The sequence below is a fragment of the Nocardia sp. NPDC058244 genome (assembly GCF_042882065.1).
Lineage (GTDB): Bacteria > Actinomycetota > Actinomycetes > Mycobacteriales > Mycobacteriaceae > Nocardia.
Genome location: NZ_JBHVWX010000009.1, coordinates 114,645 through 133,176, shown reverse-complemented (window position 1 = coordinate 133,176; position 18,532 = coordinate 114,645). Strand labels below are relative to the sequence as shown.

The 18,532-nt window shown below is 71.1% G+C and carries 16 protein-coding genes; 13 read left to right on the top strand and 3 right to left on the bottom strand.

Annotated features, from left to right (window positions below; genetic code table 11):
- Positions 1-12 precede the first annotated feature (12 nt).
- The 6 genes from ACFVW6_RS27130 to ACFVW6_RS27105 all read left to right on the top strand — a co-directional run bounded on the left by ACFVW6_RS27130 (position 13) and on the right by ACFVW6_RS27105 (position 8,118).
- Entirely contained in the window at positions 13-1,464 is a 1,452-nt protein-coding gene (locus ACFVW6_RS27130; protein ID WP_378825966.1) for a S8 family peptidase, read from the top strand.
- Between the two features lie 8 nt (positions 1,465-1,472).
- Entirely contained in the window at positions 1,473-2,102 is a 630-nt protein-coding gene (locus ACFVW6_RS27125) for a 1,4-alpha-glucan branching protein (RefSeq protein ID WP_378825964.1), read from the top strand.
- A gap of 51 nt (positions 2,103-2,153) precedes the next feature.
- Positions 2,154-3,359 (top strand): GNAT family N-acetyltransferase, encoded by a 1,206-nt coding sequence (locus tag ACFVW6_RS27120; protein WP_378825962.1) that lies wholly within the window; start codon positions 2,154-2,156, stop codon positions 3,357-3,359.
- Positions 3,360-3,480: 121 nt separating this feature from the next.
- Positions 3,481-5,790 (top strand): ATP-binding cassette domain-containing protein, encoded by a 2,310-nt coding sequence (locus ACFVW6_RS27115; protein ID WP_378827009.1) that lies wholly within the window; start codon positions 3,481-3,483, stop codon positions 5,788-5,790.
- A 60-nt stretch (positions 5,791-5,850) separates the two neighbouring features.
- Positions 5,851-6,462, top strand: a complete 612-nt coding sequence (locus ACFVW6_RS27110) for a DUF308 domain-containing protein (RefSeq protein ID WP_378825959.1) — start codon at positions 5,851-5,853, stop codon at positions 6,460-6,462.
- A gap of 276 nt (positions 6,463-6,738) precedes the next feature.
- Positions 6,739-8,118 carry a three-helix bundle dimerization domain-containing protein gene (locus ACFVW6_RS27105; RefSeq protein ID WP_378827006.1) on the top strand — a complete coding sequence of 460 codons (1,380 nt, stop codon included), beginning with the start codon at positions 6,739-6,741 and terminating at the stop codon, positions 8,116-8,118.
- Positions 8,119-8,173: 55 nt separating this feature from the next.
- On the opposite strand, the gene ACFVW6_RS27100 is transcribed toward ACFVW6_RS27105, so the two are convergent.
- Positions 8,174-9,076, bottom strand: coding sequence for an RNA polymerase sigma-70 factor (locus ACFVW6_RS27100; RefSeq protein ID WP_378825957.1), 903 nt, complete (start codon positions 9,074-9,076; stop codon positions 8,174-8,176).
- Positions 9,077-9,242: 166 nt separating this feature from the next.
- On the opposite strand from ACFVW6_RS27100, the gene ACFVW6_RS27095 reads away from it, so the two are divergent.
- The 4 genes from ACFVW6_RS27095 to ACFVW6_RS27080 all read left to right on the top strand — a co-directional run bounded on the left by ACFVW6_RS27095 (position 9,243) and on the right by ACFVW6_RS27080 (position 14,203).
- Positions 9,243-9,974 (top strand): NAD(P)-dependent oxidoreductase, encoded by a 732-nt coding sequence (locus ACFVW6_RS27095; protein WP_378825955.1) that lies wholly within the window; start codon positions 9,243-9,245, stop codon positions 9,972-9,974.
- Between the two features lie 211 nt (positions 9,975-10,185).
- Complete coding sequence (locus ACFVW6_RS27090; RefSeq protein WP_378825953.1) at positions 10,186-11,814, top strand: TlrC/CarA/OleB/SrmB family ABC-F type ribosomal protection protein; 1,629 nt, start codon at positions 10,186-10,188, stop codon at positions 11,812-11,814.
- Positions 11,815-11,900: 86 nt separating this feature from the next.
- Positions 11,901-13,268 carry an MFS transporter gene (locus tag ACFVW6_RS27085; RefSeq protein WP_378825951.1) on the top strand — a complete coding sequence of 456 codons (1,368 nt, stop codon included), beginning with the start codon at positions 11,901-11,903 and terminating at the stop codon, positions 13,266-13,268.
- A gap of 107 nt (positions 13,269-13,375) precedes the next feature.
- Positions 13,376-14,203 (top strand): alpha/beta fold hydrolase, encoded by an 828-nt coding sequence (locus ACFVW6_RS27080; RefSeq protein WP_378825949.1) that lies wholly within the window; start codon positions 13,376-13,378, stop codon positions 14,201-14,203.
- Positions 14,204-14,233: 30 nt separating this feature from the next.
- Here the strand turns inward: ACFVW6_RS27080 and ACFVW6_RS27075 are convergent, their stop codons facing one another.
- Positions 14,234-15,199, bottom strand: coding sequence for a helix-turn-helix transcriptional regulator (locus ACFVW6_RS27075; protein ID WP_378825947.1), 966 nt, complete (start codon positions 15,197-15,199; stop codon positions 14,234-14,236).
- Between the two features lie 62 nt (positions 15,200-15,261).
- Between ACFVW6_RS27075 and ACFVW6_RS27070 the strand changes: the two genes are divergently transcribed.
- Both ACFVW6_RS27070 and ACFVW6_RS27065 read left to right on the top strand, forming a co-directional pair.
- Positions 15,262-16,398, top strand: a complete 1,137-nt coding sequence (locus ACFVW6_RS27070; protein WP_378825945.1) for an epoxide hydrolase family protein — start codon at positions 15,262-15,264, stop codon at positions 16,396-16,398.
- A gap of 52 nt (positions 16,399-16,450) precedes the next feature.
- Positions 16,451-16,852, top strand: coding sequence for a PaaI family thioesterase (locus ACFVW6_RS27065; protein WP_378825943.1), 402 nt, complete (start codon positions 16,451-16,453; stop codon positions 16,850-16,852).
- 7 nt (positions 16,853-16,859) lie between these two features.
- Here the strand turns inward: ACFVW6_RS27065 and ACFVW6_RS27060 are convergent, their stop codons facing one another.
- Complete coding sequence (locus ACFVW6_RS27060; protein WP_378825941.1) at positions 16,860-17,861, bottom strand: saccharopine dehydrogenase; 1,002 nt, start codon at positions 17,859-17,861, stop codon at positions 16,860-16,862.
- A gap of 64 nt (positions 17,862-17,925) precedes the next feature.
- On the opposite strand from ACFVW6_RS27060, the gene ACFVW6_RS27055 reads away from it, so the two are divergent.
- The gene (locus ACFVW6_RS27055; RefSeq protein ID WP_378825938.1) at positions 17,926-18,531 is read left to right on the top strand and encodes a TetR/AcrR family transcriptional regulator; all 606 of its coding nucleotides are present in this window, start codon (positions 17,926-17,928) and stop codon (positions 18,529-18,531) included.
- Position 18,532 lies beyond the last annotated feature (1 nt).

Below are 18,532 nucleotides of genomic sequence, written 5' to 3'. Positions count from 1 at the left end.
GGACTGGTAACCATGGCTCCCACCGCTCGACCCAGCAGGCAGCGACGACCAGGGGTTCCCGGCCCCGCGGTGTCGCCGGCGGAACTGGTCGTCGTCACCACGGCGACCGGTCCCGAGATCACGCCGATCGCGTTGCGGGAGAACCGCTCCGTGCGGGCCCGCGTCGACGAGCTGTTGCCCGCCGACACCTACCTGGTGCCGATCTTCGGGCCGGACAACCGCCTGGCGGGGCGGCTGGCCGAGACGCCGCAGGCACCGGTCGCGGGGGAATACCTGAGCTACTACACCGTGCGCGGGCAGGTGGGTGATCTCGCCGAACTCGCGGATCGGCTCCGCCGGGACGACACGGTCGCGGCCGCCTATGTGAAGCCGGCCGCCGAACCACCCCTGGCCCCGCTGGCCGAGAACACCCTCGCACCGGACGCACCGGCGGCGACGCCCGACTTCCGCGACCGACAGGGCTACCTGGACCCGGCGCCGACCGGGATCGACGCGACCTGGGCACACACCCGGCCCGGTGGACTCGGGACCGGGGTGCGGGTGATCGATGTCGAGGGCGCCTGGCGGTTCACGCACGAGGACCTGCGGCAGAATCAGGGCGGGGTCATCGGCGGCACCGCGTCGGCCGATCTCGGCTGGCGCAATCACGGCACCGCCGTCGCCGGGGAGATCAGCGGCGACCGCAACGGTTTCGGCGTCACCGGCATCGCGCCCGAGGCGCACATCAGGGCGATCTCGATCTTCGGGATCGGCTCGGCGACCGCGATCCGCTCGGCCGCCGACGCGCTCGACCCCGGTGACGTCCTGCTCATCGAACTCCACCGTCCCGGACCCCGATTCGACTACGCGGGCCGACCCGATCAGCGCGGCTACATCGCCGTCGAATGGTGGCCCGACGACTTCGCCGCCATCCGCTACGCCGTCGGGCGCGGCATCGTCGTGGTCGAGGCCGCGGGTAACGGCAACGAGAACCTCGACGACCCCGTCTACGACGCGCGCCCCGGCGATTTCCCCGCCACCTGGCACAACCCGTTCCGCGGTGGCGACACCGACTCCGGTGCCGTCGTGGTCGGCGCGGGGGCACCTCCGCCCGGCCTGCACGGCCGCGACCACGGCCCAGCGCGGTCGCGGCTCCCGTTCTCCAACTACGGTGCCCGCCTCGACGTCCAGGGCTGGGGCCGCGAGGTCACCACCACCGGCTACGGCGACCTCCAGGGCGGCGCCGACGAAGACCTCTGGTACACCGACGAATTCAGCGGCACCTCCAGCGCGTCCCCGATCGTGGTCGGCGCGGTCGCCGCGTACCAAGGCATCCGCGCCACCGGTCCGGGGCGGGCGACCCCGGACCAGGTTCGGGCGCTGCTGCGCGCCACCGGCTCACCGCAGACCGCGGCGCCGGGTCGTCCGATCACCCAGCGCATCGGCTCCCTGCCGGATCTGCGGGCGATGACCGACCACGGGTAGCCTTCGGCATGGCCGTCATCCACCGCACCACCCTGACTCCGAGCAAACTCGCGTTGATCGAGACACTGTTGCCCCGGCGACCGTGGTATCGAGGCCAGGCGCCGCGCCTGCGCAAGGTGGGCGGGTTCCGGCTCGACGATCCCGCGGGTGCGGTCGGTATCGAGTTCCTGCTCGTCGTCGACGATTCCACCGACGGCCCGGTGCTGTACAACGTGCCGCTGACCTATCGCGGTGCCCCGTTGCTCGACGGCGACCGTGCGCTGGTCGGAACCACTGAGCACGGGGTGCTCGGCAGGCGGTGGATCTACGACGGTACCGCCGATCCGGTCGCCCTCGCGGCGGTGGTGGAACTGCTGAGCGGGCGTGCGGTGGCGCAGGCGCAGAACCACAGCGACACGCCCGACCCGTCGGTCCTGGTGACGCCGGCCGAGATCCTACCGAGTGGCATCGGCCTCGGTGCCGCGGTCGACAGTGACACGGCGACCGAGGTGCCGCTCGGTTCCGCGGGCGCTGTCCTGCGGTTTCCGCGTTCTCCTTCGGGGCGGCCGTCCGGTGCGCCGGGGTCTGTCGCCGCGCCCTACGAGCTGGGCGGGGACCAGCGGGCCGCGGTCGAGGTGGTCGCGCTGCTGCCGGGCTAGTTCCGGGAAAAGGAGATGTGCCGTGCCGGGTCGGCGTGGGAGGGTACGGGGATGGCATCGGCGAAGAGCATCATCGTGCGATCGGCTACCAGTGCGGACGCGGACGCGATCATCGGATTGCAGGAGACCGGGTTCGGGATGCGGTACGGGGCCGATGAGCTCCCGTATCGGTGGGAGTTGTTCCCGATCGAACGGTCACTGGTCGCGGTCGACGGTGACCGGGTCGTCGGGCACACCGTCGACCGGACCATGACGGTGACCGTGCCGGGGGATCGGCAGGTGCGGGCGTGCGGAGTCTCGGGTGTCGCGGTCGCGCCGACGCATCGGCGGCGGGGCATCCTGCGCGAGCTCTACACCGCCCAGCACGCCCGCACCGAGGCAGACGGCCTGCCGTTGACGATCTTCACCGCCAGCGAGGCCACGATCTATGGCCGGTTCGGCTACGACCCGGCGATCCTGTCCACCACGATCTCCATCGACCGTCGCCGCGCCGAGTTCCGCTCGACCACGCCCGATCCCGGTGGCGTCGAGATGTCCACCCTGGCCGAGGCCGCGCCGCACATCCGGGCGGTCTACGAGCGCTGGCAGGCCACGGTGCCGGGTGCCCAGGTGCGCCCCGACGCCAAGTGGGATCTGTTCTTCGCCGACGTGGAACGCCATCGCGACGGTGCCACCACCCTGTTCACCCTGGTTCACCCCGACGGGTACGCCCTGTATCGGCGGCGCTGGCGGGACGGCCGGGCCACCGCGTCGGTGTGGGAGTACCGTGCGCTCACCCCGGACGCGCACGCCGCGCTGTGGCGGGTGCTGCTCGGGCTGGACCTGGTCGAGACCATCGATGTCGAGATCGCCGACGACGATCCGCTGCCGTACCTGCTCGCCGATTCCCGCGCGGCGCGCGTGATCGATCGCGGTGATTCGCTGTGGGCGCGGCTGATGGATGTGCCCGCCGCCCTCACCGCCCGCCGCTACCGGCACGACCTGGACACGGTCCTGGCCGTGCACGACCCGTTCCGGTCGGCCGGTGGCACCTTCGCCCTGCGCGTGCGCGACGGTGTCGCCGAGTGCGAACCCACCACCCGCCCGGCCGCGCTCGGACTCGATATCAATGTCCTCGGCGCGCTGTACTTCGGTGCGCATCGGGCGGCGAGCTTGGCCGCCGCGCACCGGATCCGGGTCGACGACGCCGCTGCGCTACGGGATCTCGACGCGGCGTTCACCTCCGAGCGCGCGCCGGAGCTGGGCTGGTTCTTCTGATGGGCACGCGAACGCGTGGCCGGGCCGCGTACTCTGGGTAGCTGTGGATTCGCACGAGGTCGATCCTTCGGTTCGGGTGCGCGGCGCCCGGGTCCACAATCTGCGTGACGTCGACGCGGACATGCCGAGGAACGCCCTGGTCGTGTTCACCGGTGTCTCGGGTTCGGGCAAGTCGTCCCTGGCCTTCGGCACGTTGTACGCGGAGTCGCAGCGCCGCTATCTGGAGTCGGTCGCACCGTATGCCCGGCGCTTGCTGCACCAGGTGGAAGCGCCCGATGTCGACGACGTGACCGGGCTGCCACCGACGGTGGCGCTTGCGCAGCGCCGATCCTCGCCGTCGTCGCGGTCGACGGTCGGGACGGTCACCGCGATCTCGAACTCGATGCGGCTGCTCATGTCGCGCGAGGGCGACTACCCGGAGGGCCCGGCCAGGACCGGACCCGGTCACTATCCGGCGGGCACGAATCGGCTGTATTCGGATGCGTTCTCGCCCAACACCGTCGAGGGCGCGTGCCCGCGCTGTCACGGTCAGGGTGTCGTCCACGAGGCGACCGAGGCGTCGATGGTGCCCGACCCGTCGCTGAGCATCCGCGACGGCGCGATCGCGTCCTGGCCCGGCGCCTGGCAGGGGAAGAACCTGCGCGACGTGCTCGCCGCGCTCGGCTACGACATCGACCGGCCGTGGCGGCAACTGTCACCGCAGGCCCGCGAGTGGATCCTGTTCACCGACGAGAAGCCGGTGGTCACGGTGGAACCAGAGCGGGAACCGCATCGGATCCACCGGCCCTATCAGGGCACCTACACCAGCGCCGAACGGCTGCTGCTGCGCGCGCACGCCGAGTCCAAGAGTGAGGCCACCCGCAAACGCGCGGCCGAGTACCTGCACACCGCGACGTGCCCGCTGTGCGACGGACACAGGCTCAAACCCGAAGCGCTGGCGGTGACGTTCGCTGGCCACAACATCACCGAGCTGGCCGGGTTGCCGCTCAGCGAGATGGTCGCGGTGCTGCGCCCCTACACCGAGGGCACGGGCGCGGCCGCGGTGCTCACCCAGGATCTGCTCGCGCGCATCGAGGTCCTGATCGAACTCGGCCTCGGCTATCTCAGCGTCGACCGGGAGAGCCCGACGCTCTCCGGTGGCGAGTTACAGCGGCTGCGGCTGGCGGGGCAGCTGCGCTCCGGACTGTTCGGCGTGGTCTACATCCTCGACGAACCGTCGGCGGGGTTGCATCCGGCCGACACCGCCGCGCTGACGACGGTGCTGAGCCGGCTCACCGCGTCCGGCAACAGCGTGTTCCTCGTCGAGCACGACCTGGAGGTGGTGCGGCACGCGGACTGGCTGATCGATATCGGTCCCGGTGCGGGCGTGCACGGTGGGCGCGTGCTGTACTGCGGGGAGGTCGACGGGCTGCGCACGGTCACCGATTCGGTCACCCGCCCCTATCTGTTCGACGAGGTCACCCGGCCACCGCGAGCCGGCCGCACGCCCAACGGCACGCTCGAACTGCGCGCGGTCACCAGCCACAACCTGCGCGACCTCGACGCTGATCTTCCGCTCGGGGTGTTCACGGCGATCACCGGCGTCTCCGGATCGGGGAAGTCGAGCCTGTTGCACGCGATCTCGACCGCCGCCGCTGCCGATCCGACGATCGTGCGCGTCGTCGAGGTCGATCAGGCGCCGATCGGGCGGACGCCGCGCTCGAACCTCGCCACCTATACGGGCCTGTTCGACACCGTCCGCAAACTGTTCGCCGATACCGCGACCGCGCGGGCGCGCGGCTACGGCGTCGGCCGGTTCTCGTTCAATGTCGCCGAGGGGCGGTGTCCCACCTGCCAGGGCGAGGGGTACATCACGGTGGAGCTGCTGTTCCTGCCCAGCACCTACACCCCGTGCCCGGATTGTCATGGCGCCCGCTACAACCCGGAAACGCTCGAGATCCGCTACCACGACGCCACCATCGCCGAGGTTCTGGCCATGTCGGTGGACGAGGCCGCGGAATTCCTCGCCGACGTCGTGGTGGTCGCCCGGGCGTTGCGCACGCTGACCGAGGTCGGGCTCGGCTATCTGCGGCTGGGTCAGCCCGCGACCGAGCTGTCCGGCGGTGAGGCGCAGCGGGTGAAGCTGGCCACCGAGTTGCAGCGGGCCCGGCGTGCGGGGACGGTCTACCTGCTCGACGAGCCGACGACCGGACTGCACCCGGCCGACACCGACGTCCTGCTGACCCAGCTGAATTCGCTCGTCGACTCCGGCGCCACCGTCATCGTCGTCGAACACGACATGACCGTGGTGGCCCAGGCCGACCACGTCGTCGACCTGGGGCCGGGCGGCGGGGCCAAGGGCGGCCGGATCGTCGCGCAGGGCACACCGGAGCAGGTCGCGGCCGATCCGGTCAGCCGGACCGCGCCCTTTCTGCGGCAGCGGCTGACGTGAACCGCGCGGCGCGCCGGGCAAATCTGCGGCTATCGGGTGTGGCGCGCCTATCGTGAGGGAATGCCCGTGAACGACGGGGAGGGGAATCCGGTACCGGACCGAACCCGGCAGGCGATGGTGATCGCCGGCGGGTGCTCGTTCGTCCTCGGCATCGCGACGCTGCTGTGGCCCGGCCGCAGCGAATCCACGCTGGCCCTACTGTTCGGTGTTTCCCTGCTGCTCAGCGCCGGAATCCAGGCCTATCTCGCGGTGGTGGCGCGGATCGCGTTGGTGCTGCGGGCCCTGGTGGTGGTGAGTGCCGTGCTGACCGTCATCCTGGCGGCGCTGGCCTTCGGTGGCGGGAACATCGAGCTGCTGGCGCTGTGGATCGGGATCGGCTGGTCGGTGCGCGGCATCGTGCAGGCCCTGGTCGCGGCCTGGGACACCGAGGTGACCGACGGCTGGCTGCACGAGATCTGCGGACTGGGCACCACGGCGATCGGGATCACCATGATCGCGATGAAGTTCGAGACCGTCACGGGACTGGCCACGGTTGCCGGCAGTGCGCTGGTGGTGATCGGCGTGCTGGAACAGCTCGCGGGTGGGATGCTGCGTACGGCACTGCGCGGTGTGCGGCGTTCGCAGCCGGACACCGGCACCGTCCCCGGGTCGGCCACGGCCGGGCGATGGTAGTGAATCCCACACTCGCAGAGCGTGTTTCGATGTTTACGCGAACGCGCGGACAACGCGACATTGCGGGCAGCGGAGCGGGTGCTGAACACTGCGTGCCCGGCCGTTCACCGCTGGGTAACTGTGCTGCGCGCCGGTAGCGTGGCCCGCGGCGTGCGCACGGGAGGGCCCGGTGGACGCGCGCCGTCGTCCGCAGCCCGAAGTGAGCCCAGGAGAAATGTGGTGTCGCGCGTAACCCCCGGCGAAGCCGCCGATACCGTCCAGCGTGAAGAGCTGGCAATGCGGCGCATGACCGAGAGTCTGGTCGAAGACCTGTCCGAGAACGTCCCCGCCGACCAGGTGACCTCGGCGGTGGGTGCCGCGCACCATCGTTTCGCGGGCAAGCCGATCCGGGAGTTCGTGCCGATTCTGGTCGAACGGATCGTGCGCAGTGAACTGGCCGATCCCGACCCGACCGTGCGGGTGCCCGCTCCGGCGGCCGGTGTCCGGGCCGCCGAACCCGAACCGGCGCCCGCCGCGCAGCCGGAGAATTCGGCCGCCGAACGGGCCGGGCAGCTGGTGAGCAGGCGTGGCGTGCTGCCGCTGTCGATCGGTGCCGTCACCGTCGTCGCCGCCGTCGCGGCCGCGGTGATCCTGCTACCCGGCGGTGGCGACACCCCGGCCGCCGCGCCGACGGGCGCTCCGGTGACGGTCGTGCGCGGTGTCGTCGGGTCGGAGAAGGTGTCCTTCTTCCAGGACGAGCAGGTGGTGAAGGTCCTCGCCGACAACGGCATCCGGGTCGAGGTCGAGCCGGCCGGGTCGCGGCAGATCGCGACCACCGTCGACCTGGACCGCTACGACTTCGCGTTCCCGTCGAGCAGCCCCGCCGCCGAACGGATCCAGCGGCAGCGCAATGTCACCACCAAATACACCCCGTTCGCCTCGCCGATCGCGATCGCCACCTATCGGCCGATCGCGGATCTGCTCACCGCGGCGGGCGTGATCAAGCCGGGCCCGGTCGCGACCTTCGACATGAACCGGTACCTGGAACTGGCGGGCACCGGCGTGCAGTGGGACGACCTGCCCGACAACACCGTCTACCCGGTCGAGAAGAACATCCTCGTCTCGACCACCGATCCGCGCAGCTCCAACTCGGCGGCCATGTACCTGTCGATCGCGAGCTACGTCGCCAACGACCACACCATCGTGCGCGGCGCCACTGCCGAACAGCATGTGCTGCCCGCGCTGTCGAAACTGTTCCTCGCCCAGGGCTACACCGACAACAGCAGCGAAGGTCCGTTCACCCAGTACCTGACCAACGGGATGGGCCCGACCCCGCTGGTGTGCATCTACGAGGCCCAGTTCGTCGAGGCGGCGGGCAAGGGCAGGATCAAGCCGGACATGGTGCTGACCTATCCGACCCCGACCGTGCTGTCGAGCCACACCCTGGTCCCGCTGACCGGCACCGGCGACAAGATCGGCAAGCTGCTCACCGAGAACCCGGAACTGCGCCGCCTCGCCGCCGTCCACGGCTTCCGCACCGGCGACAATGCCCAGTTCACGGCGATCGCCGCCGAGCGCAACGTCCCGGTGCCCGCCGACCTGATCGACGTCGTCGACGCCCCCGCCTACGACACCCTCGAGCACCTGCTCGACGGAGTGGCCAAGTCCTACAACTGATCTCCGCATCGCATCGGGTGCCGCACGGCCGTTCGCCGCGCGGCACCCGATGCAGTCATCGCCGTGCTCCGTGCCGGTCCAGCGACCTTTCGCGGTGGACATTCGCGAGCTTGGCCGGGTTGCGGACGAAGTACAGGCCGGTGATCAGGCCGTCGTCGATCCGCAGTGCCACCACGCCGTCGATCTCGCCGTCGAGCCGGACGATCAGCGCGGGCCTGCCGTTGATCTGCGCCGGTTCCACCGAGGCGGTGCCACCCATCCACGCCGAACCACCGGCCAGCACGCGGGCCACCCGGTCGGCACCGACCACCGGACGCAGCAGTGCCTGTCTGACACCGCCGCCGTCACCGAGGAACACGACATCGGGCGCCAGCAGATCGAGGAGGCCCTGCAGGTCACCGGTGTCGACGGCCCGCTGGAACGCCCCGAGCGCGGCCCTGGTCTGATCCGGTGACGCCGCTCCGCGTGGCCGGCGCGCGGCCACGTGCACCCGGGAGCGGTGGGCGATCTGGCGGACCGCCGCCGGGCTCTTGTCCACGGCCTCGGCGATCTCGTCGTAGGCCAGGTCGAAGACCTCGCGCAGCACGAACACCGCGCGTTCGACGGGGGCGAGCGTCTCGAGGACCAGCAGCATCGCCAGCGACACGCTGTCGGCCAGCGCGATGTCCTCGGCGATGTCGGGGGCGGTCAGCAACGGTTCGGGCAGCCACGGCCCGACATAGGATTCGCGGCGCCTGCCGAGGACACGCAGGCGCCGGATCGCCTGGCGGGTGGTGATGGTGGCCAGGAACGCGCGCTCGTCGCGGACCTCACCGAGGTCGACTGCGGCCCACTGCAGCCAGGTCTCCTGCAGGACGTCCTCGGCGTCGGCGGCCGAGCCCAGCATCTCGTAGGCGACGGTGAAGAGCAGATTGCGCTGGGCGACGAAGGCCGCGGTGGCGCGTTCGCTGTCCCTCATGCCGGTCCTTTCCACGGTGTCGACAGGTGTCGTACACGAGTGGTCCGCGACCGCTGTTCTGTGACATCGGCGGCGCGTGGCGCTGCTCACACCACGGTGGTGTCACAGCTGCCGGGGCGCGGGCTACTCGTGGTCATCCAGCACATACGCGGACAGGAGAACCGAGATGGAGCACGAGATCAGGGAACAAGGTGGGGTCGCGCGGCGGATCGCCGTCTTCGGGGCGAACGGTCCCACCGGCAGGTTGCTGACCGGTCGGGCACTGGCCGCCGGACATGAGGTCACGGCGGTGACCAGACGGCCGGAATCGTTTCCGCTGCGCCATGATCGGCTCCGGGTCGCAGGCGCCGACGTGCTCGATCCGACGGCCGTCGACGCGGTGATCGCCGGACAGGACGCCGTGCTCTCGACGCTCGGAGTTCCCCCGGGCAAGGAACCGATCACCACCTACTCGCAGGGCACGGCGGCGATCGTCGCCGCGATGCGACGGCACGCGGTCCGCCGTCTCGCCGTGGTGAGTTCGAGCGGCGTCGACCCGCATCCCTACTCCGACGGCGGGTTCCTGTTCAACCGGGTACTGATGCCGTACGTGACGCGGGTAGCGGGCCGCACCCTCTACGACGACATGCGGCGGATGGAACAGCTGGTCGGTGACAGCGGACTGGACTGGACGATCGTGCGCCCGAGCGGGCTGTATCACCTGGCCGCGCCCACCGACTACACGGTCGTCGACGGACACGCCGACGGCCGATTCACCGCCCGCGTCGACCTCGCCGCCTACCTGCTGGCCCTGCTCGACGACGACCGGCACATCCACCGGACCGTGGGCGTCATCACCACCACCGACACCCCGGCCCTGCTCCGATGGCTCCGCACCGAAGCCCTCGCCGGGCGCTGAAAATAGGGGTGGCGGACCGTGTCGGGTGTCGTTAGGGTCGGAGACCTCATGGGTATCGGTTTCCTGTTCTTGTGATCGCGCGAAACGCGTCGAGCTGAGCTCCGCGTTCCGCCACCGCACGCACTCTCCCGCAGCGTGTGCGTTCCCTCTCGATCCAGCCCCGCCACGGGGACTTTCGTGCGGCCGGATACGGCCGAGAACAGGAGCTGCCATGACCAGCACCGCCCAACTCACCCTCCACGACGTCACCGTGCGCTACGACGCCACCACCGTCCTCGACGCCGTCTGCCTGTCGATCGCGCCCGGCGACACCGTCGGCGTGATCGGCGAGAACGGATCGGGGAAATCGACCCTGCTCCGGCTGCTCGCCGGAGTCCAGCAGCCCGACAACGGCAGCGTCACCGTGGTCGCGCCGAGCGGAATCGGGTACCTCCCGCAGGCACTCGACCTACCGGAGACCGCCACCGTCGCCGACGCGATCGATCACGCCCTGGCCGAACTGCGTGCCATCGAAACGCGGTTGCGCGACACCGAGCGGGAACTGGCACACGGCGATCCGGCCGTGCTCGACGCGTACGCGGACCTATCGACCCGGTTCGAGGCGCGCGACGGCTACCGGGCCGACACCCGGGTCGACATCGCGTTGGCCGCGCTCGGCCTGCCCGGGCTCGACCGTGCGCGCACGCTCGCGACCCTGTCCGGTGGGGAGAAGGCACGACTCGCGCTGGCGGCGACCCTGGCCTCGGCCCCGGAACTGCTACTGCTCGACGAACCGACCAACGATCTCGACGATGCCGCGGTCGCCTGGCTCGAACAGCAGCTACGCGCCCACCGGGGCACCGTGGTCGCGGTGACCCACGACCGCGTGTTCCTCGAGCGGATCACCGGCACCATCGTCGAGGTCGACGCTGGAAAGGTCACCCGGTTCGGCGACGGCTACAGCGGGTACCTGGCGGCCAAGGCGGCCCAACGTCGCCGGGCCGCCCAGGAATACGAGCAGTGGCGGGCCGAACTGGCGCGCAGCAGGCGGCTGGCCGAATCGAATGTGATCCGGCTCGAGGCGATCCCGCGGAAACTGCCGCTGGCGGTGTTCGCGGCGGGACCCTTCCGTGCGCGAGGCCGTGGACACGGGACGATGTCGCGCATCCGCAATGCCAAGGAGCGCGTCGCCCGCCTGCACGCCGATCCGGTCGCGGCGCCGGTCGACCCGCTGCGGTTCGACGCGACCGTGGCGACGGAGGCGCCGACACCGACCGGGCCGGTCGCCGAGCTCACCGACCTCCGGATCGGTGACCGGCTGCGGGTGCCCGCCCTGCGCATCGAACCGGGTGCCCGGCTGCTCGTCACCGGGCCGAACGGTGCGGGCAAGACGACGCTGCTGCGTGTGCTCGCCGGAGATCTGCGCCCCGACACCGGGTCGGCGCGCATCGCGGGCCGAGTCGGCTGGTTGCGTCAGGACGCGCCGCGCTACCCGGCGTCGGCGACCGTGCTCGGCGCCTTCGCCACCGGCAGGCCCGGGCATCCCGACGAGCACGTGGACACGCTGCTCGGGCTCGGCCTGTTCCGTCCCGCCGAACTCGGGCTGCGGGTCGGCGAGCTGTCCTACGGGCAGCGCAGGCGGATCGAGATCGCCCGCCTCGTCACCGAACCCGCCGATCTGCTGCTGCTCGACGAACCGACCAACCACCTCGCACCCGCCCTGGTCGAGGAACTCGAGCAGGCCCTCGACGACTACCGGGGCGCGCTGGTGATCGTCACCCACGATCGGCAGCTGCGCCGCCGGTTCAGCGGACAGCGGATGGCGGTGTGTCACGGTGCGGTGGTCGACGACGCCGCCTAGGCTCGGATTTGCCGTTCCAGCAAGGAATCTGGTCACCCCGGCGCGGCGGTGGTGATACTCGGGCGCTGCTCCGAGGAGGTCTTCCCATGCTGGACAATCCCACCCGCGCCCACACCACGGCCGGTGCCGTCCGTCCCTGGACGGTGCTGGCCGTGTGCTCGCTGAGCCTGTTCGTCGTCGGGCTCGACGCCACCATCGTCACCGTCGCGCTGCCGTCGATCGGGGCCGGGGTGGACGTGGGCACCCAGGGACTGGAGTGGATCGTCGACGCCTACACCTTGGCCCTGGCGAGTTTCCTGATCACCGCGGGCGCGCTCGCCGACCGGTTCGGCAGGCGGCGCGTGTTCCGGCTGGGGCTCGCCGTCTTCGGGCTCGCCTCGGCGGTGTGCGCGGTCGCGCCGACGGTCGAGGTGCTGATTCTCGCGCGGGTCGCGCAGGGGATCGGCGGGTCGATGCTGAGCCCGGTGGCGTTGGCGATCGTGGTCGCCGCGATCGCCGATCCGCGGCAGCGGGCGAAGGCGATCGGGGTGTGGGCGGCGGTGTTCGGGCTGAGCATGGCGGTCGGGCCGACGCTCGGGGGCGCGCTGGTCGACTGGTTCGGGTGGCGGTCGGTGTTCTGGATCGCGGTGCCGGTCGTGGTCGTCGCGCTCGGGCTGACGTGGCTGGTCGTGCCGGAGTCGCGGGGGCGGACACGCCGGATCGATGTGGTGGGCCAGGCGCTGCTGGTCGTCGTGGTGGGCGGGGTGATCGCGGTGCTCATCGAAGGACAACGGATCGGGTGGACCTCGCCGCTCGCACTCGCGGCCTACCTCGGAATCGTTGTCGCGGTGGTCGGATTCGTGCGGGTCGAGGCCCGGGTGGCGGCGCCGCTGATGGATCTGCGGCTGTTCCGGCGGCCGCCGTTCACCGCCGCGGTGGCCGGCGCGGTCGTCGTCTTCGTCGCGCTGACCACGACGCTGCTGCTGAGTACCTGGCAGCTGCAACACGATCGGGGCCTGAGCGCGGTCGCGGCCGGTGCCTTCACACTGCCGCTGGCCGTGGCCGCCACCCTGTGCGCGCCGCTGTCGGGCGTGCTGGTCGGCCGGGTCGGCGCCAGGACACCGCTGCTGTTCGCCGGTGGTTTTCTCACCGCCGGTGGGGTGGTGCTCGTGGCCGCCGGGGACGAGGCGAGCAGCGCGGTGCTGTTGATCGCGTTCGCACTGATCGGGATCGGATTCGGATTCGCCAACGCGCCGATCACCAACACCGCGGTGAGCGGGCTACCCGCCGACCGGGCCGGTGTCGCGGGCGGGATCGCCTCCACCGCCCGCCAGGTGGGCGCGGCGGTCGGGATCGCGGCAGCCGGCGGGCTGATCGCGGGCGCCCACTCCGCCCGGATCGGGTGGTCGGTGGTGGCGGTCTGCGGGCTGCTGGTGCTGGCCACGGCCCGGCTCGCACCGACGAAAGCCTCCTGACCTGCGGAAGCGGCGGGTGCGAAAAAGATTTCGCGCGCAGCGATGAGTTCACCGACCGGGCCCCGTCTCAATGAGTGCTACCTGTAGCCGAGATCCGGGAGAGTCGCATGACCGCCAGTTCCGCCGTCACCACCGGTACCCTCGAGGTGCCCGATGCCCGCCTGTACTACGAGGTCCGCGGGGCGGGGCCACTGCTCGTGCTCGTCGGCGCGCCGATGAACGCCGCCTCGTTCGCGGCCGCGGCCGAGCAGCTCGCCGCCACCAACACCGTCCTCACCACCGATCCACGTGGCCATTTCGCCAGCCCCCTCGACGATCCGCAGCAGGATTCGACGGTGCTCGCCCGCGCCGACGACCTCGCCCGCCTGATCGCTCACATCGACGCCGGTCCCGCCGTCGTCTTCGGCTCCAGCGGGGGCGCCGTCAGCGCGCTGGCTCTCGCCCAGACCAATCCCGATCGGGTCACCACCGTCGTCGCCCACGAACCGCCATTGCGGGAACTGCTGCCCGACGCGTCCGTGCAGCGCGCCGTCACCGAGGAGATCATCGCCACCTACGACCTCGGTGACGTGGTCGGCGCGTGGAAGAAGTTCTTCGCCCAGGCCGCCCTGCCGATCCCGGACGAGGTGGTGGAGCACATGTTCGGTGGCGACCGCGATCCGCGGCAGGTCGCCAGTGAACGCCACTGGTTCGACCACGAACTGCGTGCCACCACCGGCTGGGTGCCCGACCCGCCGTTGCTGCGTGCCGTGCCCACCCGGGTGATCGTCGGGATCGGCGCCGATTCGGCGGGCCAGTTCTGTGACCGGACCTCGCGCGCGCTGGCCGCCGAACTGCGGTGCGAGCCGGTGCTGTTCCCCGGCGATCACACCGGATTCGTCGGCGATCCCGCGGCATTCGCGCTCCGGCTCCAGGAAGTCGTCGACGAGCCGTGACGCGCCACCCCGTTTCGGCAGTCGATGCAACTACGCATCAGGTGCGATGGGGATGGCGTCGCGGCAGCGCACACTCAGACGCTCCAGGGCCGCGAGGAGTTCGGGCGGGCCGGTGACGGTGAAGTCAGTGTCGAGGGCGGTGATCATCCAGGCCAGCGAGGCGGGGGAGTCGGCGCCCAGACGCAGCAGGCAGGTCGCGTCGTCGACCGCTTCGAGCACCCCGGTCCCCGGCCAGAGCCGCTCGGCCACGTCGGCCGCGGGGCAGTGCAGGGTGACGACGGTGCGCCACGGCCACGAGGCCACCGACAGCCTGCGCGACAGATACGTGGCCGCGTCACCGTCGGGCGGTGGGCGCGGCGTGAAGCGCGGCCCGGTCGGGACGCGCGGCACCAGCCGGTCGACCCGGAACGACCGCCAATCCGCGCGATCGACATCCCAGCCCACCAGATACCAGTGCCTGCTGACATTGACCAGCGAGTCGGGTTCGGTGTCGCGCCGGGACACCCGGCCCGCGTGATCGGTGTAGTCGAACCTGAGACGTTCGTGCCGACGGCACGCCTCCGCGATCGCCAGCAGCGTCGCCGGACTGACTCGCGGCGCCTCGGCCGCGACCCGCACCATCGACTGCTGCAGGGTGGTCAACCGGTGGCGCAGCCGGGAGGGCAGCACCTGTTCCAGCTTGGCGAGCGCGCGCAGCGACGCGTCCTCGATGCCGGTGACGGTGCCGCCCGAGGTGGTCCGCAGACCGACCGCCACGGCCACCGCCTCCTCGTCGTCGAGCAGCAGGGGCGGCATCGACGCCCCGGCGCCCAGCCGATATCCCGCCGCCCCCTGCAAGGCCTGCACCGGATAGCCGAGACCGCGCAGCCGCTCGATGTCACGGCGGACCGTGCGCGCGGTGACGTCCAGTTCCGAGGCCAGTTCGGCACCGGACCACGCGCGATGCGTCTGCAACAGCGACAGCAGACGGAGCAGGCGGGCGGAGGTCTCGGACATGCCTCCAGAATGCGCTCGACTTAGGACCGATGTCGACCTAAGTGGTTCGTAGCGTGGTCCGTATGAACGACATCCACCCTTTCCGGATCGACATTCCGCAGTCCGACCTCGACGATCTGCACGACCGCCTCGCCCGGACCCGCTGGGCCGACGACCTGCCCGACGTCGGCTGGACCTACGGCCTGCCCACCGCCTACCTGCGCGGTCTGGCCGAGCACTGGCGCACCGGATTCGACTGGCGCGCCGCCGAAGCCGCGCGCAACGCCCGACCGCAGTTCGTCACCGACATCGACGGACAGCGACTGCACTTCACCCACGTGCGCTCGCCCGAACCCGGCGCGTTGCCGCTGGTCCTCGTGCACGGGTGGCCGTTCACCGATTTCGGCGCGACCATCGGCCCCCTGACGAACCCCGCCGCCCACGGCGGCGACCCGCGCGACGCGTTCGACGTGGTGATCCCCACCCTGCCCGGCTTCGGCTTCTCCGGTCCCACCCAGCTGCCGGGCCAGGCCGCGACTGAACAGTCCGCCGCCGTGATCGCGCAGCTCCTGCGCCGCCTCGGCTACGCACGCTACGGCGCCCAGGGCAGCGACGCAGGCTCGTTCATCGCCCCGCAGCTGGGCCGGATCGACACCGAGCGGGTCGCCGGCGTGCACCTCAACGCCGCCATCACCATTCCCGCCTGGGACGACGACGGCGCCGGCTACTCCACCCAGGACCAGGAGAAGCTCGCCGCGCTGCAGGACTGGAACAGCAACGAGACCTCCTCCTACGCGGCGGTGCACAGTACCCGCCCGCAGACCCTGGCCCATGCCGTCACCGACTCGCCCGCCGGTCTGCTCGGCTGGGTCGTCGACGTGGTCAACACCTACAAGGACCCGGCCGCCGCCCTCCCGGAGGACTCCCTCGATCGCGACGCCCTGCTCGCCGAGATCGCCGTGCTCTGGTTCACCCGCACCGCGGGCTCCTCGATGCGGCTGTACAAGGAATCCCAGCAGTGGGGCGCCGACCTGCCCAGCTCGGGGGTGCCGACCGGCATCGCGGTCTTCCCCGGCGACACCACCATTCGCGGTATCGCCGAGAAACAGAACAACCTCGTGCGCTGGACCGAATTCGACCGCGGCGGACACTTCGCGGCGATGGAGACACCGGATCTGCTCGTCGACGACATTCGGGAGTTCTTCCGGCCGCTGCGCTGACGGCACCCGTGTTCGAGGACCACGCGTCGGTCGGTCCTGGCATGCTCGGATCATGGCCGATACCGAGGGCACGACACTGTTCCACGCCTCCATGCCGTTCACCGAGCGACTCGGCGTCGAGGTCCTCGAACACGGGCCGGAGGTGGTGCGCAGCAGGCTGGCCTGGGACGAGTCCCTGTGCACGCTCGGCGGCGCGCTGCACGGCGGCGTCCTGATGTCGCTGGCCGACGCCACCGGCGCGGTCTGCGCGTTCCTCAATCTGCCCGAGGGCAAGCAGGGCACCACGACCGTGGAATCGAAGACGAACTTCGTGCGCGCGGTGCGCTCCGGCTATGCCGTGGCCACCGCGCGTCCCCTGCACGCGGGCCGCAGCTTCATCGTCGTGGAGACCGAGATCCACGACGACGCGGGCAAACTCGTCGGCAAGACCACCCAGACGCAGGCCGTGCTGTAGTTCGCGGCTAGGCGTCGACGAAGACGGCGCCGACCTCGGTCATCCGCCGCGCGGCGTAGCCGGGGTCGATCAGCGACTCCGGGGTATGGGTCCCCGGGGCCACCGGGTCGCCGCGCAGGCCGATCAGCCGCTCGACACCGAGGGCGATGCCGAGGGCGGTGAGCGGTCGCTGGCCCGCGGGATGGACCAGGTAGCGGCGCCGGCGCAGCGGCGATCCCGTCGCGTCGGCGCCGTCCAGTTCGATGCGGATCTCGATCGAGGCCGCGTCGCCCCGACGCCGGCCCGGCGATTCGCCGACCGCGAGATCCACCCGGACCTCCGGTGCTCCGGTCGCCAGCGCCAGGCTCGGCACATCGAGGACGGGAACGCTCTGTCCGGCCAGCCGGGAGCCGTCCACGGCGGGCACGTCCACCTGCGCGTCCTCGGCGGCCAGCCAGGTGAAGACCCCGTCGCGGCGCACCAGGCCCGCCGCGGTCACCGCCGACCACCGTTCCAGGTCGGCGATCCCCGCGGGCCCACCGGTATCCGTCTCGTCCAGGATCGCGGCGAGCCGGACGCTGTCGATCCGGTCGAACTCGCGCGCGGCCGCCAGGGCGGCGAGCGTGGCGAGTCCGGCGAGCAGGTGACTCGCGACCAGAATCGGTGCGGCGCTTGCCCGTCGGGCGCCGGTGACGACTTCGGGTCCGATGTCGAGCAGGCCGCTCGAGATGCTCAGGTAGGGCAGCCCGTGGTCCTGGGCGTAGCCGAGGCCGTTGAGCCGGTCGTCCCACAGGGTGGCGACCACCGCCGCGAAGGTGGCGTCGGTCGGCAGACCGAGATCACGGCGGCGCAGGTCGATCGTGACCGCCGTGGCGGTGCCGAGGTCGTCGGCGACCCGCTGGGCACGGTCGAGATCGCGACCGGCGATCGTCAGCGGCAGGGTCGGATGCCAGCGCCGCAGCAGGGCGGCTGTGTCCGATCCCGCCTGTCCGGAACCGCCAAGGATCAGGACGGATGGTGCAGTCGACATGGTGTTTTCCTCTCGCCACACAAGCTACATTTTGTAACCTACTCTTTGTAGCTAAACTGTTCCCATGACGCAAGGCAGGACGGCCCGCATGCCCAAGGCGGCCCGGCGTGAGCAGCTGCTCGACACCGCGCTGACGATGGTGCGCGACCACGGCACCGACGGTCTCACCCTCGTCACGCTCGCCGAGGCCGCGGGCGTGAGCAGGCCGATCGTCTACGACCACTTCGGCACCCGCCCCGACCTGCTGCTCGCCCTGTACCGGCGACTCGACGAACGGCACCGGCTCGCCGCCGAACAGGCCGTCCTCGCGGCCCCGGCCGACGCGAAGGAGATCGCGCGCGTGATGAGTGCCGCCTACTTCGCCTGTGCCACCGACATGCCCGAATTCGACGCGATCTCGGCGGCGCTGAAAGGCAATCCGGAGGTGCTGGCGATTCAGCACGCCATGCTCGACAGCTACCGCGACTGGATGGCCACCACGCTGCTGCCGTATTCGGATCTCACCGACACCGCGCTGCGGCTGCGCTGCGTCGCCGTCCTGGGTGCCGCGGAAACCCTGGGCGCCGAACTCAATCGGGGCACCACCACCGCCGGCGACGCGATCGACGCACTCGCCGACCTCCTCGTCGGCAGCATCGGCGGCGACCGTCACCGCACCGCTCCTCGGTAGG

Bases quoted from the DNA above. Each gene is read 5' to 3' on its own strand.
- ACFVW6_RS27130 (WP_378825966.1), top strand. From the start codon at position 13: ATGGCTCCCACCGCTCGACCCAGCAGGCAGCGACGACCAGGGGTTCCC.
- ACFVW6_RS27125 (WP_378825964.1), top strand. From the start codon at position 1,473: ATGGCCGTCATCCACCGCACCACCCTGACTCCGAGCAAACTCGCGTTG.
- ACFVW6_RS27120 (WP_378825962.1), top strand. From the start codon at position 2,154: ATGGCATCGGCGAAGAGCATCATCGTGCGATCGGCTACCAGTGCGGAC.
- ACFVW6_RS27115 (WP_378827009.1), top strand. From the start codon at position 3,481: ATGCCGAGGAACGCCCTGGTCGTGTTCACCGGTGTCTCGGGTTCGGGC.
- ACFVW6_RS27110 (WP_378825959.1), top strand. From the start codon at position 5,851: ATGCCCGTGAACGACGGGGAGGGGAATCCGGTACCGGACCGAACCCGG.
- ACFVW6_RS27105 (WP_378827006.1), top strand. From the start codon at position 6,739: ATGCGGCGCATGACCGAGAGTCTGGTCGAAGACCTGTCCGAGAACGTC.
- ACFVW6_RS27100 (WP_378825957.1), bottom strand. From the start codon at position 9,076: ATGAGGGACAGCGAACGCGCCACCGCGGCCTTCGTCGCCCAGCGCAAT.
- ACFVW6_RS27095 (WP_378825955.1), top strand. From the start codon at position 9,243: ATGGAGCACGAGATCAGGGAACAAGGTGGGGTCGCGCGGCGGATCGCC.
- ACFVW6_RS27090 (WP_378825953.1), top strand. From the start codon at position 10,186: ATGACCAGCACCGCCCAACTCACCCTCCACGACGTCACCGTGCGCTAC.
- ACFVW6_RS27085 (WP_378825951.1), top strand. From the start codon at position 11,901: ATGCTGGACAATCCCACCCGCGCCCACACCACGGCCGGTGCCGTCCGT.
- ACFVW6_RS27080 (WP_378825949.1), top strand. From the start codon at position 13,376: ATGACCGCCAGTTCCGCCGTCACCACCGGTACCCTCGAGGTGCCCGAT.
- ACFVW6_RS27075 (WP_378825947.1), bottom strand. From the start codon at position 15,199: ATGTCCGAGACCTCCGCCCGCCTGCTCCGTCTGCTGTCGCTGTTGCAG.
- ACFVW6_RS27070 (WP_378825945.1), top strand. From the start codon at position 15,262: ATGAACGACATCCACCCTTTCCGGATCGACATTCCGCAGTCCGACCTC.
- ACFVW6_RS27065 (WP_378825943.1), top strand. From the start codon at position 16,451: ATGGCCGATACCGAGGGCACGACACTGTTCCACGCCTCCATGCCGTTC.
- ACFVW6_RS27060 (WP_378825941.1), bottom strand. From the start codon at position 17,861: ATGTCGACTGCACCATCCGTCCTGATCCTTGGCGGTTCCGGACAGGCG.
- ACFVW6_RS27055 (WP_378825938.1), top strand. From the start codon at position 17,926: ATGACGCAAGGCAGGACGGCCCGCATGCCCAAGGCGGCCCGGCGTGAG.